Here is a 13803-nt window from a genome sequence, read left to right on the forward strand (position 1 = left end):
GGAGCCGGATGGCCAGGCTGACAGGGCTGCGCGTCCACCGCGTCCGCGTGCCGCTGGTGGGGCACTTCACCACCGCCGTGCGCAGCGCGACGGAACTGGAGACCGTGCTCGTGGAAGCCGTCGATTCCGACGGCCGCAGCGGCTGGGGCGAGGCGCCGATCAGCCGGGTCACCCGGCTCTCCACCGAGCAGGCGGTGGCCAGCATCCAGGGCCCGCTGGCTGCCCTGGTGCTGGGCCGGCCCGCTGGAACAGCAGGAACCGGTGCAGCCGGCCCCGCCGCCGAGGAAATCGACGGGGTACTGGCAGGGCTGGAACAAAGCAGCGAACCGGCGGCGGCCCGGATGGCGGTGGACTGTGCCCTGCATGACCTGGCCGCCCAGCAGCTCGGGCTGACGCTCGGCGCATACCTTGCCGGGGCAGGGGCGGCGTCTGAGTCCGGGCCCGGGACCGGGCCCGGGGCCGGCGATCCCGGGACAGCTCCCGCCGTAACTGTCGAGACGGACATGACGCTCTCCGTCGCGCCGCCGGAGGAACTCGCGGCGAAGGCGGCGGCGCACGTGGCCGCCGGTTTCCGCTGCCTGAAGGTGAAACTGGATGCCCGGATGGACGTCCTCGCGTCGCTGCGCGCCGTGCGGGCCGCGGCGGGGCCGGACGTCGTGCTCCGGATCGACGCGAACCAGGCGTTCGACGCCGGGACGGCCATCCGGATCATCCGCGGACTGGAAGACGCCGGGCTGGAGATCGAACTCGCGGAACAGCCCGTACCGGCCGGTGACTGGGCGGCACTGGCGCAGGTCAGCGCCGCCGTCGACACCCCCGTGATGGCCGACGAAAGCCTCTGGACCCTCGCGGACCTGGACCGGCTGCTCAAGCACCGGGCCGCGCCCCTGGTCAACATCAAACTGGCGAAATCCGGCGGACTGCGTCATGGCCGCAGGCTGCTGGAACGCGCCCGGGCGGAGGGTCTGGGTGTGGTGATCGGCTGCATGCTGGAAAGCTCGGTGGGGATCGCCTCGGCAGCCTCGCTGGCCTCGCTGCTCCCGGCCACCACAGGCCGGTCCGCAGCCCAGGACCTTGACGGCGGACTGTGGCTGGCCGCGTCCCCCGTGCTCGGCGGCGCCGGCTACAGCGGCCGGACCATCCGGCTTGCCCCGGCTCCCGGGCTGGGGATCACCGCGCTGAGCTAAGGTCCGACGGAGCGGGGACCGGCGCCTTCAACCCGTGCAGTTCCCAGGCCAGCCGCGAGATCGACCGGATGGCCGGCAGCGCGTCCTGTTCGGCGTACGCCCGGGTGCAGGCGGCCAGCACGTACCCCGCACTGAGCGGGGCGCCGCGCGGGGCGACAAACGCGACGTCGTGCTGGATTCCGGTGACCCAGCCCGATTTGCTGCCCCAGACGGCGTCGGCGCCCGCGGCGTCCAGCTCCGCGCCGAGGTCGCCGTACTCCTGCGCGGCGAGCCACTCCGTCATGAGCCGGGTCAGCGCCGGGCCGGCGGCGGCCCCGGTGACGATCGCCCGGACGACGGCGGTCAGGTCCCGGGCCGTGACCTGGTGGCTCAGTCCGGCCCGCAGCGCCGGAATGTCACCGATCAGCCGCTCCATCCGCGACGAGCCGGCGCCGCAGGCGGCGAGGGCAGCGTTGACCGCCGGCAGCCCGACAAGCTGCACGGCAAGGTTGGTGGCCTCGTTCGAGGAGACTGTGATCATCCGCCGCAGCACGGCACCCAGGGGCATGGCGGTTCCTGGGGAGGGCATGCCGGCGTCGCGCTCCCCGGGCTCGAAGCTGAAGGTTTCCCCTCCGCCGGCGCCGGAGGGGAAGGTGTGTGCCGCGGCGACCGGCTGCGCCAGGTCCAGCCCGCCGTGTTCCACCGCCTGGATGGCTGCCACCAGCACGCCGAGCTTGATGGTGCTCGCTGAATAGAAGGGCAGGTCCGCGTCCCTTTGCGCCAGGACGGTGCCGTCCATCGCCGTGAGGCAGTAGGCGATCGCGGGGACACCGTCGCTGTAGTCGGAGGTAACAGGCACGGGGTGCTCCTAGCTGAGGGCGGAGTAGACCGCGCGGGACACGGCCAGGCGGACGGGCTGGACGTCGGAGAGCTCGCGGCGCGGGTGGACCCGGTTGCTCAGCAGGGCGATGCTGATTCCGGCGTCGCGGTCAACCAGCAGCGAGGTCCCGGTGAAACCGTTGTGGCCGCGGGCGGTGGGGGAGCCCATCCACGCGGCCTGCCCAATCCGCAGCCCAAGGCCGTGGCCGTATTCGGCGCCGGAGGTCGGCAGGGACGCGCCCAGCACCGCCGGGAGCTGGTCCGTCCACATGGCATCCGCCGTCGTGGGGGAGAGCATGCCCGGCAGGCCCGACCGCAGCGCCTCGCCGAAGTCCAGCAGCGCCGGGGCGGTGCCGAACAGGCCGGCGTTGCCGCTGGCCCCGCCGAGGGACCAGGCCGCCTCGTCGTGCACGGTGCCGCGGACCATGCCCCGGCCGTGTCCGGGCTGGTATTCGGTCGCGGCGCTGCGCCCGGGGTCCGGGACGAAGGTCAGCGCGGCATCCGGGGCCAGCCTGGAGAGGACATGCTCAGCGACCAGCTCCGGCCACGGCCGTCCAGTGGCCTGTTCGGCCAGGACCATGATGGTGTTGAACCCGGCGCAGGAGTACTCGAAGCGTGTCCCCAGTGGGTGCACGGGCTCCAGGGCGAGCAGGTCCGCCAGCAGCGCCCCCCGGTCAAAACCCGCCCCGGCGGCCAGCGGAGCGCGCCAGCCTTCCCAGATCCCGGGCAGCCCCGAGGTGTGGGTGAGGAGATGGCGGAGCGTCACGCCGGATCGGCCCACCGGGACCGGCACCGGTGAGTCGAGCGCCAGCACACCGCCGTCCACCAGGGCCAGGGCCGTGACCGCGGTGAACACCTTGGTGACGGAGGCGAGGTCGTAGTACGTCCCGGCGTCGGCCGCGGTGCGCTGTCCCTCCGGGAGTTCGACGCCGTCAGGGCCGAAGCGCACCCCGTCACCGGCGGTGATGACCGGCAGCCGTTCGCCGTCGACCGCGACGGCGCAGACCGCCGACGGTGTGATGCCGTCCGCCACGGCGGAGTCGAGGAGGCGCTGGAGCCCGGCGTGCAGTTCGGGAAGGGCCGCCATCAGCCGAGCACCAGGCTGGGACTGCCGGCGGCGGGTGCGTGCAGGGTGGCGGCAACGCCGAGCGGGATGCTGTGGGCCGCCGGGCCGTGGCCAAAACCGAGTTCCCAGACCAGCGGGATGCCCAGCGGGGCGAGCAGCTCGAGGCAGAGGTCTTTGACCTCGGTCAGGTCGCCGCAGTCCTGCCAGGAGCCCAGGGCGAGTCCGGCAAGCCCGTCGAACCAGCCGGCCCGCAGCAGCGAGTGGAGCATCCCGTCAATCTTGTAGGGCGCTTCCGTGACATCCTCCAGCAGGCCGATCCGGCCCGCGTTGTCCAGGGGCGGCCTGCCCCGGGCGCCGAGGGTCATCCCGAGCAGGCTCAGGTTCCCGCCGGTCAGGGTTCCGTGGGCGGTGCCCGGGACGAGGGTCTCGGCGGCCTCCGCTGTGTAGCGGCGGCCGGCATGGGGTTCGAACACGGACTGCTTCAGGCTGGCGGTCGCGGCGGGGTCATCGAGCAGCGCGCCGGTGGCGAGCATGGGCGTGAACCAGGAGGGCATGTCCAGCCGTTCGGCCCAGAATTCGTGGATCCCGGTGACGTCGGAGGACCCGAACAGCGGTTTCGGGGCGGCGGCGCGGAGCTTGTCGACGTCGAGCAGGTCCAGGAGGCGCACTGCGCCGTAACCGCCGCGGATCACGAAAACGGCGGACAACGTCGGATCACACCACGCGTCCTGCAGGTCGGCGGCGCGCTGGGCATCCGCGCCGGCGAGGTACGCCGCGCGGGGGTGCGTGGCCCGGAGGTTCTCCCCGGGCACCGGCACGAGGCCCCACGATTCGAGCAAGGCGATGGACCGTTCCAGCATGGCCGGCAGCGGCGGCCCCGAGCTCGCCACGAGCCCGACCCGGTCGCCGGGCCTGAGCGGTGCCAGGGCCGGTCCGGCGGCCGGCGCGGGGGACATGCCCAGCGGTGCCGTCATGATCCGGCGCCGATCGCGACGCTGGCGTCGTCCTCCACGACGTTGTTGGTGGGCACCACGCTGAGCAGCTTCCGGGTGTACTCGTGCTGCGGGTTCAGCAGCACGTCTTCGACCCGGCCCTCCTCGACGATCCGGCCCTCGAACATCACCACCACCCGGTCGGCGATGTTCCAGGCCAGGCCGAGGTCGTGCGTGATGACCAGGGCGCCGAGGCCCAGCTCGCAGCGCAGCCGCAGGAGCAGGGCCAGGATTTCGGCGCGCACGGAGGCGTCCAGGCTGGCCACGGGCTCGTCCGCCACGAGGAATTCCGGGTCCAGGGCCAGGGCGCCGGCAATGACGACGCGCTGCCGTTGCCCGCCGGAGAGCTCCTGCGGGATGGCGGTGAGGTAGCGCTCCGGCGGATTCAGCTCCGCTTTCCGCAGTGCCGCTGCGACGATGTCCCGTTCGTTGCCGGGCAGCTTGTGCAGCCGGGGGCCCTCGGCGACGGCCTCATAGACCGAGTGTTTGGGGTTCAGCGCCGCGGACGGGTCCTGGAGCACGAACTGGACGCTCCGCCGGTAGTCCTTGAGGGCCTTCCGGTCGTGGGAGAGGACCTTGCCCTCGAAGAGCACCTCGCCCGCACTCGGCCGCTGCAGGGCCAGCAGGGTGCGGGCCAGGGTGGTCTTGCCGGAGCCGGACTGCCCCACGAGCGCCACGATTTCGCCGCGGCCGCATGTGAGGTTGACCGAGTCCACGGCCTTGACGTTGCCGCCCCGGCCGGCGAACGTCACCGACAGGTTCCGGGCCTCGAGCACCACGTCCGCCGGATCCGGTGCCGTGAACGTCCCGGCCCGTTCCAGCGGCGTGGCGGCGGGAGCGTCCGGTGCCGTGTAGCCGGGCAGCCGGAGCCGGGACGCGGGGTCGCCGATCAGCGGGAACGCGGCTGCGAGGGCCTGGGTGTGCGGGTGCTGCGGGGTGCGCATGACGTCTGCGGAGGGCCCGTCCTCCACGATCCGGCCCTGCTGCATCACGACGATCCGCTCGCACGTGGCGGCGAGGACAGAGAGGTCATGGCTGATCATGATGAGGGACAGCCCGCGGGAGGCCACCAAGGCGGTGAGGACGTTCAGGACCTGGGCCTGCACAATGACGTCCAGGGCGGTGGTGGGCTCGTCGGCGATGATCAGCTCGGGGTCGCAGGCCAGGGCCATCGCGATCATGACGCGCTGTTTCTGCCCGCCCGAGAGTTCATGCGGGTAGGAGGCGCCCTTGGCCGGGGACAGGTCCACGAGTTCCAGCAGCTCGGCAACCCGGAGGTCCCGTGCGGCGTCGTCCTTGTAGGGAAGCGCCCTGGCGTGGATGCGGAGTGCTTCCGCGATCTGCTCCCGGACCTTCCGGACCGGATTCAGTGAGTGCATGGCACCCTGGAACACGATGGAGGCCTCGGTCCAGCGGACCGCACGCAGCCTGCCCCAGCTGAGGTCCGGGACGTTCTCCTCGCCGAGCAGGATGCTGCCATCGACCTTCGCGTTGGCGGGCAGCAGCCGGAGCACGGACATGGCCAGGGTGGACTTGCCGCAGCCGGATTCGCCGGCCAGGCCCAGCGTTGAGCCGGGCTCGACGACGAGGTTGACGCCGTCGACGGCTGTCAGAGTGCGGGGGCCGTCCTCGCCCTGCGTGGCGTACGTGACGCGGAGGTCCTTGAATTCAAGACGCGGCATTAGCGGCCTCTCAGGGTCGGATTGATGACTGACTCGAAGGCGCGGCCCACCAGCGTGAAGCACAGCACCACGAGGACGATGGCGATGCCCGGGGTCAGCACGAACCACCAGTAGCCGCCGGTCGCGGCGCCGGTGTCCAGGGCGGCCTTCAGCATGGAGCCCCAGGAGATCTGCCCCGGGTCGCCCATGCCGAGGAAGGACAGCGTGGATTCGGCGATGATGGCCGAACCGACAGTGAGGGTGGTGTTGGCCAGAACCAGCGGCATCACGGCGGGCAGCACGTGCTTGCCGATGATGTGCGCGTCCGAGGCGCCGAGAGCCCAGCTGCGTTCGATGTAGGCGCGGGACTCCACGCTGAGCGTCTGGGAGCGCACCAGGCGGGCCGTGCCGGCCCAGGAGGTGATGCCGATGGCGATCACGATGGTGGCGACGCCGGGACCGATCACCGAGGACAGCACAATCGCCAGGACCAGGCTGGGGACCACCAGGAAGAAGTCGATGACGCGCATCAGCACGCCCTGGGTGGCGCCAGTGAAGTGCCCGGCGGCCATGCCCACCACGGTGCCGATCAGCATGGACACGGCGGTGGCGGCGAAGCCGACCAGCAGCGAGATCCGGGCGCCCCAGACGAGCATCGCCAGGATGGACCGGCCGGCGGGGTCGGTGCCCAGCGGGTTCGCCCAGGTGGGCGGCTCGTTCTGGGCCGAGGTGATCCGGGTGACGTTGAGTGTTTCCTCGGGCGCCAGCACCGGGGCCAGGAACGCCAGCAGGATCACGACGCCGAGCAGGACCAGCCCGATCAGCCCGGCGCGGTTGGCGGCGAACTCCGCCCACACCTCGCGGAGGCGCTGGACCCGGCGGGCGGTGGCCACGCTGCGCCGGCTGCTCGTGAGGGTACTCATGAGGCACGCAGCCGGGGGTCGAGGAGGCGGTAGACGATGTCGGCGAAGAAATTCATGATGATCACAATCGAGGAGAAGACAACGAAGGTTCCCTGCAGCAGCGGGAAGTCCGGGGCGGACAGGGCCTGGAACGTCAGGTAGCCCAGCCCCGGCCAGGAGAACACCGTCTCCACCGTCACCGCACCGCCGACCAGCCCGCCGAGGGTCAGGAAGATCAGCGTCACGGTAGGCAGCAGGGCGTTGGGGACGGCGTGCTTGCGGCGCACCTCGTCCTCACGCAGGCCCTTCGCCCGCGCGGTGACGAGGTAGTCGGCGCTCATTTCCTCCAGCAGGGACGCCCGCATCACCATGAGGTACTGGGCATAAACGACGGCGACCATGGTCAGGACCGGCAGGACCATGTGCCGGGCCACGTCCCAGGCGTACTCGAGGCCGGTGGCCTGGACGCCCGCGGTGACCATGCCGCCGGTCGGGAACCAGTGCAGGCCGCCGGCGAAGACCAGCAGCATCAGCAGGCCCAGCCAGAACGTCGGGACGGACCAGAAGACCAGGGCCAGGCCGGTCTGGGTCTTGTCGAAGCGGCTGCCGCGCCGCCACGCGGCCCGCTGCCCGAGCCAGAGGCCCAGGACGACGGACAGCGCGGCGGCGGTGCCGGTGAGCAGCAGGGTGGGGCCGATCCGGTCCAGGATCAGCTCCATCACCGGCCGGTTGTAGGTGTAGGAATCGCCCAGTTTGCCCTGGAACAGGTCCGTCAGGTAGCGCCAGAACTGCGCCGGGAGCGGCTGGTCCAGGCCGTACTGCCGGCGCAGGATATCCATCTGTTCCGGCGTGACCTGCCGGCCGTCCGCCAGCGACCGGACGGGGTCGCCCGGCAGGATGCGGAAGGCGAAGAAACCAAGGAGGACCACCATGACCAGGGACACCGCTGCGCCGCCGGCCTTGGCGCCGATGTAGCGCAGCCAGGATCCGCCGCGCCGGGGTTCGTCGGTATCCTTGTCCGGGGTCCCGCCGGGAGGGGCCGCCAATGCGGGCACTGCCCCTCCGAGGACGGGGTCACTGAGCGTTGATTCCATTGCTACTCGCGGTCTCCTGCAGTCGCGCTGCGGCGGCGGTAGAGCACAAATCCGCCGGCCGCCAGGGCCAGGAGCACGACGGCGGGCACAACCACCGCGGCCGGGTTGAACCCGGCGGAGGCCTCGTCGGTGCCGGTGTTCATGCCCACGGGGGTGGCGCTGTAGTAGCCCCACGGACCGTTCTGGCCGGTGATGACGCCGCCCTTTTCCGGCTGCGTGACGAACGGCTGGAACTTGTCCGACCGGTAGGCCTCGAGCGTGTTGGCGTAGTACATGACGTTGTTGACGGCGGCGTTGTAGATCATTTCCTGGCCCTGCTTGACGAGGGCGCTGCGCTTGGCCTGGTCCAGTTCCTCGTGCTGGCGCTTGAAGAGGGCGTCGAACTCGGGGGAGCAGTAGTTGTTCTCCGAGGTGGCGCCGGTGCCGTCAGCGTTCGGGCGGGAGGCGCAGGTGTTGATGGAGAGCTGGAAGTCCGGGTCCGGTCCCATGCCCCAGCCGGTGAAGTAGAGGTCGTAGTTGCCCACCGTGGAGTCGTCGTTCACCTGGGCAGAGGACTTCATCACGGTGGTGACGTCGATGCCGATCTCCTTCAGCCACGGCTTGACGTAGTCGGCCATCTGCTGGTGCGTGGGATCGGTGTTGCGGCCCATCAGGCGCAGCTTGAGCGGGTTGCCGGACTTGTCCAGGCGGATCCCGTCGGCGCCCTTGGTGTAGCCGGCCTTGTCCAGCAGCTCGTTGGCGGCCTGCGGATTGTACTTCAGCGGCAGGTCCTTGGTGTCCCAGTTGTACTGGGGGTAGGCGAGCGGAACCTCGCCGGTGGCCTCCTGGCCGAGGCCCTGGAGGACTTTGTCGAGGAGGGTCTTGTTGTCGACTGCCATCACGATCGCGCGGCGCAGTTCGACGTCGTGCAGGGCGGGGCTGCCGTCGCCGATGGGGGTGTTGTCGGGGGTCTGCGTGCCGGGGTTGATGCCGATCGCCTGGTAGCGGCGGCCGGTGCCGGCGTTGGTGGTGATGCCGGGCTGGTTCTGCAGGGCCTTGTACTGGGCCGGGGTCAGGCCGCTGATCAGGTCCACTTCGCCGGTTTTGAGGGCCTGCACGGCGGCGTCGCTGTTCTTGTAGGGCGCGTACGTGATGCCGTCGATCTTGGCCTTGCCCTGCCAGTAGTAGGGGTTGGACTTCATCGTGACGCCGGCTGCCTTGTCGTAGCTGGTGACAGTGAAGGGGCCGGAGCCCACAGCGTCCTTGTCGTTGGTGAAAGTGGCCGGGTTCTCGACCTTGGACCAGACATGTTCGGGCATGATCGGGAGCTGGGTGCCCGGGTTGGGGGCCTGCGGTGCCTTGAGTGTGATGACCAGGGTTTCGTCGTCCTTGGCTTCCACCGCGGCGACGGAGGACAGCAGTGAGCCGTTGGCCTGCTTGAGCTGGTCGTTCGTCTGGATGGCCTTGAACGTCCAGGCGCCGTCCTTGGCCGTGATCGGCTGGCCGTCGGACCATTTGCGGTCCTTGGGCAGGTGGAAGGTCCAGACCTTGCCGTCGGTGGAGGTCTCCCACTTGTCCGCCATGCTGGGGATGTCCTCGTTGTTCTTCGGGCCGTACGCCACGAGGGACTGGTACTGCAGCGCGAGGATGCCGGTGCTGCTGGAGAGGATCGCCTTGAACGGGTTGAGCGAGTCAATGTCCCCGGTCAGTGCGAGCTTGAGGGTGCTGCCCGCGGGGGCGCTTGACGCTGTTGCGGCCGGTACCGCCATAACGGCCGGGGCGAGGGCGACGACGGCGGCAGCCAGGACCGCCGGGAGGCGCACTCCGGTTGGTGATTTGCTGCGGGGTTTCTTGTTTCCCGGCGGCGGTGTTGGTGCTGCCGCGGTCCGTGTCGGTGTCATCGCGTTCCCCTAGTGGTTCAGTGATCAGCGTGGGTTGTGATCAGTGTGTCTGGTGGCGGCTGGCGCCGTATCCCCTGGCAGGGCCGGGGGACGGCTTCAAGGTATCCGGGAGTTGTGTCGCGGATGTAACCAGCATGTAAATGAATTACCGGATTGAATAACGTGATGCAATTCACTTACGCTCACCCTATAGCCGAGGTGTTCAGAAAACCATTCAGGGAGACCCAACCGTGACCATTAATGCGCCGAGCACTGCAGGGGCCGCCCGTCCGGCAGCAGGAGCGGCAGCAGCTGCTCCGACCACCGACGCGGCCGAGCTGTGCGCGCGGCTGATCCGCTTCGACACCACCAACCACGGGGAGGGCATGAGCGCCGGGGAGCGGGAGTGCGCGGAATTCATAGCCTCGCTCCTGGCCGGTGCCGGCTACAGCCCCGTCCTGCTGGGGCCCTCCCCGGAGCGCTCCTCGGTGGTGGTGCGGATCGAGGGCACGGACCGGTCCCTGTCGGGCCTGCTGGTCCACGCCCACCTCGACGTTGTGCCGGCCGAGCCGGAGCAGTGGAGCCGCGATCCGTTCTCCGGCGAGATCGACGGCGGCTATATCTACGGCAGGGGCGCCTCCGACATGAAGGACATGGTGGCGATGACCCTCGCGACCCTGCTCAAGTGGTCGGCGGCCGGAACCCGGCCCAAACGGGACGTGGTGGTGGCCTTCGTGGCGGACGAGGAGGACAAAGGCGACTACGGCGCCCTCTGGCTCGTGGCTGAACACCCCGAACTGTTCGACGGCGTCGGGGCCGCCATCGGCGAGTCCGGCGGCCACGCGACGGTCCTGACCGCCGTCGACGGCCGGGAGGTCCGGCTGTACCCGGTGGCAGTGGCGGAGCGCGGCACCCTGCACGTCCGGGTCCGGGCCGAGGGGAACTCGGGCCACGGCTCCCGCCCGGTGCCCGCAAACGCCGTCAAGACCCTGATTTCCGGGCTTGAGCGGGTGGGAAGCCACCGCTGGCCGCTGACCCTCACGCCGGCCGTGCGCGCCTACATCGAGCAGACCTCTGCGGCGCTGGGGCATAACGCGGATCTGGCGACCGAGGCCGGCGTCGGGCTGGCCATTGACGCCATGGGTACGGCGGGTACCGTGGCGGGGGTGACCATCCGCTGCTCCGCCACTCCCACGGTGCTGCGCGCCGGGTACAAGGTCAACGTCATCCCGGGCGTCGCCGAAGCCGACATTGACATCCGCTGCCTGCCGGGGACCCAGGAATCCACCATGGAGACGATCGATGCGCTCCTGGGCCCGGGGATCACGCGCGAATTCCTTTCCAACCAGCCCCCCACCCAATCGGACGCCGGCTCGCACTGGTTCGACTCGATGCGCAGTGCCCTGCTGCGGCACGACCCTGCCGCCGTCGTGGTGCCCTACTGCATGGGCGGCGGCACGGACGCCAAAGCCTTCGCGCCGCTGGGGATCTCCTGCTTCGGCTTCGCGCCCCTGGGCGCTGACCCCGGGGGCCGGACCGTGGACGGCGTGCACGGTGTGGACGAACGCGTCCCGGTGGCGAGCGTCCGCAGCGGTCAGCGCATCCTGCAGGACTTCCTGGAGAACGTGTGAGTGCCCGGCTGGCCGCCGGCGTGGACTCGCTGTTGAACGGGGATTCCCTTGACGTGCGGCTCGAAGCCATGGCCGCGGAGCGGGCCGCCGCCGGCACAGCGCCGGCGCTCGCCGTCGGCGTCTTCGCCGGAGGGAAGCTGCGGGCCACGGCCCTGCGCGGCAGCATCGATGCGGCCGGCCGTCCGCCGCGGGCCGATACCGCCTTCCGGATCGCGTCCTGCACCAAGTCGTTCACCGCTGCCGCCGTCCTGATCCTGCGGGACCGCGGCCTCCTGGACCTCGACAGCGAGGTCGCGACGCACCTGCCCTTTCTCCGGCTGATCGGTCCAGCGGAGGACATGCCCACCGGTCCGCTGACCCTGCGGATGCTCCTGACGATGTCCGGCGGCCTGCCCACCGACGACCCCTGGGCCGACCGGCAGGAAGCCATGCCAGACGCGGACTTCGAGGCCCTGCTCGCGGCCGGGGTGCGCCTGGTCCGGAAGCCGGGCACGGACTACGAATACTCGAACCTCGGCTACGCCATGCTCGGAGCGGTCATCGCTGCGGTCACCGGACAGGGCTACACCGAGTTTGTGCGGGACGAGCTGCTGGAGCCCCTGGGGCTGGTGAGCACCGGCTTCGACGCGAGCGTCCGCGCGGCCGGGGGAGTGGCGCTGGGTTATTGCCGGCGCGGCGGGGCCTGGGAGCCGCAGCCGTTCAGCGGACCCGGCGCGTTCTCGGCCATCGGCGGGCTGTTCAGCACCCTGCACGACCTCGGCCGCTGGGCGGACTGGCTCGCCGACGGCTTCACCGACGCGCCGGAACCTGCGGGGGAACCCCTGAGCCGGGCCAGCCGCCGGGAAATGCAGCAGCTGCACCGGTATGCCGGCCCGGAGAGCCTGGTCGCCTGTGCGGCCGGCGACGCCGGCGGGTCCGGCGGGTCCGGCGGGTCTGGCCGGGTGGCCGGGGCCGGCGTCGGGGGATATGGCTTCGGGCTCCGGGTCTTGGCGGACCCGGAACGGGGGCTGGTCATCGGCCACTCCGGCGGCTATCCGGGGTTCAGCTCGCACATGACGTGGTACCCGGCGAGCGGGGCCGCCGTCGTCGGGTTCGAGAATGCCACATACGCGAAGGTCGGCGGACTGGTCCGCGAAGTGCTGGCCGGGGTGCTGGATGGCGGCCCTGAACCCGCCGGCGCCGGCCCCGCTGCCGGCGAACCCGCGACGCCGGCCGCCGTGGAGCCCGCTCGGACCGCGGTGGCTCCGTGGCCCGAAACGCTGGCGGCGCGCGCCGTCGTCGAACGCCTGGTGGAGGCGTGGGATGAGGACCTGGCAGGCTCTGTCTTCGCCGGAAACGTGGAGCTGGATGAACCGATCGCGGACCGGCGCCGCGGGCTTCAGCAGGCGCTGGCAGCGGTGGGGCCGCTGCGGCACGACGCCGCGGAGCCCGGCTTCAGCGAGACAGCAGCGAGGCTCGAATGGGTGATTCCTGGAACCCGCGGCGGCCTCAAATGCCAGTTGTCGATGACCCCCGAAGCGGTTCCCAAGGTGCAGACCCTGACTTTCTCGGCCGTCACGTCCACGCCAGGCGACGCTGCGGCACCCCTCAGGACATAGAATCCGAGAACCCTGGGCGGCCCGCGCCTCAGGGACCGCAAGGCAGGGCCCGAGTCCAGGGGAGCCGTACGTGAGTATCCAGTCCACCATTCATTCCCTGATGCCCTCGCTGGCGCCCGCTGCCCGGCGCGTTGCCGAGGTGATCGTCGCCGACCCGGGCGTCGTGCTGGGCATGACCATTTCCGAGCTTGCCACCATGTGCAATACCTCGGAACCGTCCGTGGTGCGGTTCTGCCGCGCCATCGGGTTCAGCGGCTACGTCCAGCTCCGGCTGGCCCTGGCCACCGAAATCGGCCGGGAGCACAGCACGGGGGCGGTGGGGAAGAAATTCGGCGAAGACATCCGGCCGGAGGACTCCCTCGCTGACGCCGTCGCCAAGGTCCGGTACACCGAGACCATGGGCATCCAGGAGACTTTGGACGGCCTGGACCTCGACGTCCTCGGCGCCGTCGCGGAGAAGATCAACGCCGCGCCGCACACACTGATTTACGGGGTGGGCGCCGGGGCCATCGTCGCGGATGACCTCCGCTACAAACTCTTCCGGATCCGGCGGCAGGCGACGTCCTTCCGCGACCAGCACGATGCGCTGATGGGGGCATCCCTCATGGGCCCGGAGGATGTGGCGATTGCCTTTTCGCACAGCGGCCGGACCCGGGAGACGCTGGAGTTCCTGCGCCGGGCGAAGGCCTCGGGTGCCACGACGGTGGCGGTCAGCAACGCGGCAGCCTCGCCGATCGTCCAGGAATCGGACCTCAGCCTGTTCACCGTGGTCCGGGAAACGGCCTTCCGCTCCGGCGCGATGGTGTCCCGGATCGCCCAGCTTTCCGTGGTGGACTGCCTGTTTGTCAGTGTGGCCCGGCTGAGTTACGCGGCCACGCTCGAGGCGCTGGAGACCACCCGCGAGGCCGTGCTGGGACGGCCGGGACCGCGCCAGTAGCCGGTTCCTTCCGCGGGC

The 13803-nt window shown here is 70.7% G+C and carries 11 protein-coding genes; 4 read left to right on the forward strand and 7 right to left on the reverse strand.

Annotated features, from left to right (window positions below):
* Positions 1–8: 8 nt before the first annotated feature.
* A complete protein-coding gene (locus tag LDO13_RS04405; protein WP_224048848.1) occupies positions 9–1187 on the forward strand; it encodes an enolase C-terminal domain-like protein in 1179 nt (392 codons plus the stop codon).
* Here the strand turns inward: LDO13_RS04405 and LDO13_RS04410 are convergent.
* The 7 genes from LDO13_RS04410 to LDO13_RS04440 are packed head-to-tail and all read right to left on the reverse strand — an operon-like array spanning position 1171 to position 9640.
* Positions 1171–2025: a serine hydrolase gene (locus tag LDO13_RS04410; protein ID WP_224048849.1), complete on the reverse strand. Its 855-nt coding sequence runs from the start codon at positions 2023–2025 to the stop codon at positions 1171–1173. The two genes, LDO13_RS04405 and LDO13_RS04410, sit on opposite strands and share 17 nt — an antisense overlap.
* Before the next feature lie 9 nt (positions 2026–2034).
* Positions 2035–3132 (reverse strand): serine hydrolase domain-containing protein, encoded by a 1098-nt coding sequence (locus LDO13_RS04415; protein ID WP_224048850.1) that lies wholly within the window; start codon positions 3130–3132, stop codon positions 2035–2037.
* A complete protein-coding gene (locus LDO13_RS04420) occupies positions 3132–4085 on the reverse strand; it encodes an LD-carboxypeptidase (protein ID WP_224048851.1) in 954 nt (317 codons plus the stop codon). The genes LDO13_RS04415 and LDO13_RS04420 overlap by 1 nt, the downstream gene beginning before the upstream one ends.
* Positions 4082–5785 carry an ABC transporter ATP-binding protein gene (locus LDO13_RS04425; RefSeq protein WP_224048852.1) on the reverse strand — a complete coding sequence of 568 codons (1704 nt, stop codon included), beginning with the start codon at positions 5783–5785 and terminating at the stop codon, positions 4082–4084. The genes LDO13_RS04420 and LDO13_RS04425 overlap by 4 nt, the downstream gene beginning before the upstream one ends.
* Positions 5785–6687 (reverse strand): ABC transporter permease, encoded by a 903-nt coding sequence (locus LDO13_RS04430; protein ID WP_224048853.1) that lies wholly within the window; start codon positions 6685–6687, stop codon positions 5785–5787. The genes LDO13_RS04425 and LDO13_RS04430 overlap by 1 nt, the downstream gene beginning before the upstream one ends.
* Positions 6684–7760, reverse strand: a complete 1077-nt coding sequence (locus LDO13_RS04435) for an ABC transporter permease (protein ID WP_224048854.1) — start codon at positions 7758–7760, stop codon at positions 6684–6686. The genes LDO13_RS04430 and LDO13_RS04435 overlap by 4 nt, the downstream gene beginning before the upstream one ends.
* Before the next feature lie 2 nt (positions 7761–7762).
* Positions 7763–9640, reverse strand: a complete 1878-nt coding sequence (locus LDO13_RS04440) for an ABC transporter substrate-binding protein (protein ID WP_224048855.1) — start codon at positions 9638–9640, stop codon at positions 7763–7765.
* A gap of 230 nt (positions 9641–9870) precedes the next feature.
* On the opposite strand from LDO13_RS04440, the gene LDO13_RS04445 reads away from it, so the two are divergent.
* The 3 genes from LDO13_RS04445 (at position 9871) to LDO13_RS04455 (ending at position 13785) form a co-directional block, all read left to right on the forward strand.
* Complete coding sequence (locus tag LDO13_RS04445; protein WP_224048856.1) at positions 9871–11250, forward strand: M20/M25/M40 family metallo-hydrolase; 1380 nt, start codon at positions 9871–9873, stop codon at positions 11248–11250.
* Positions 11247–12848 (forward strand): serine hydrolase domain-containing protein, encoded by a 1602-nt coding sequence (locus LDO13_RS04450; protein WP_224048857.1) that lies wholly within the window; start codon positions 11247–11249, stop codon positions 12846–12848. Before LDO13_RS04445 ends, LDO13_RS04450 begins: the two co-directional genes overlap by 4 nt.
* Positions 12849–12918: 70 nt before the next feature.
* Positions 12919–13785, forward strand: a complete 867-nt coding sequence (locus LDO13_RS04455) for a MurR/RpiR family transcriptional regulator (RefSeq protein ID WP_224048858.1) — start codon at positions 12919–12921, stop codon at positions 13783–13785.
* Positions 13786–13803: the final 18 nt, after the last annotated feature.

Source organism: Arthrobacter sp. NicSoilB4 (genome assembly GCF_019977335.1).
GTDB lineage: Bacteria > Actinomycetota > Actinomycetes > Actinomycetales > Micrococcaceae > Arthrobacter.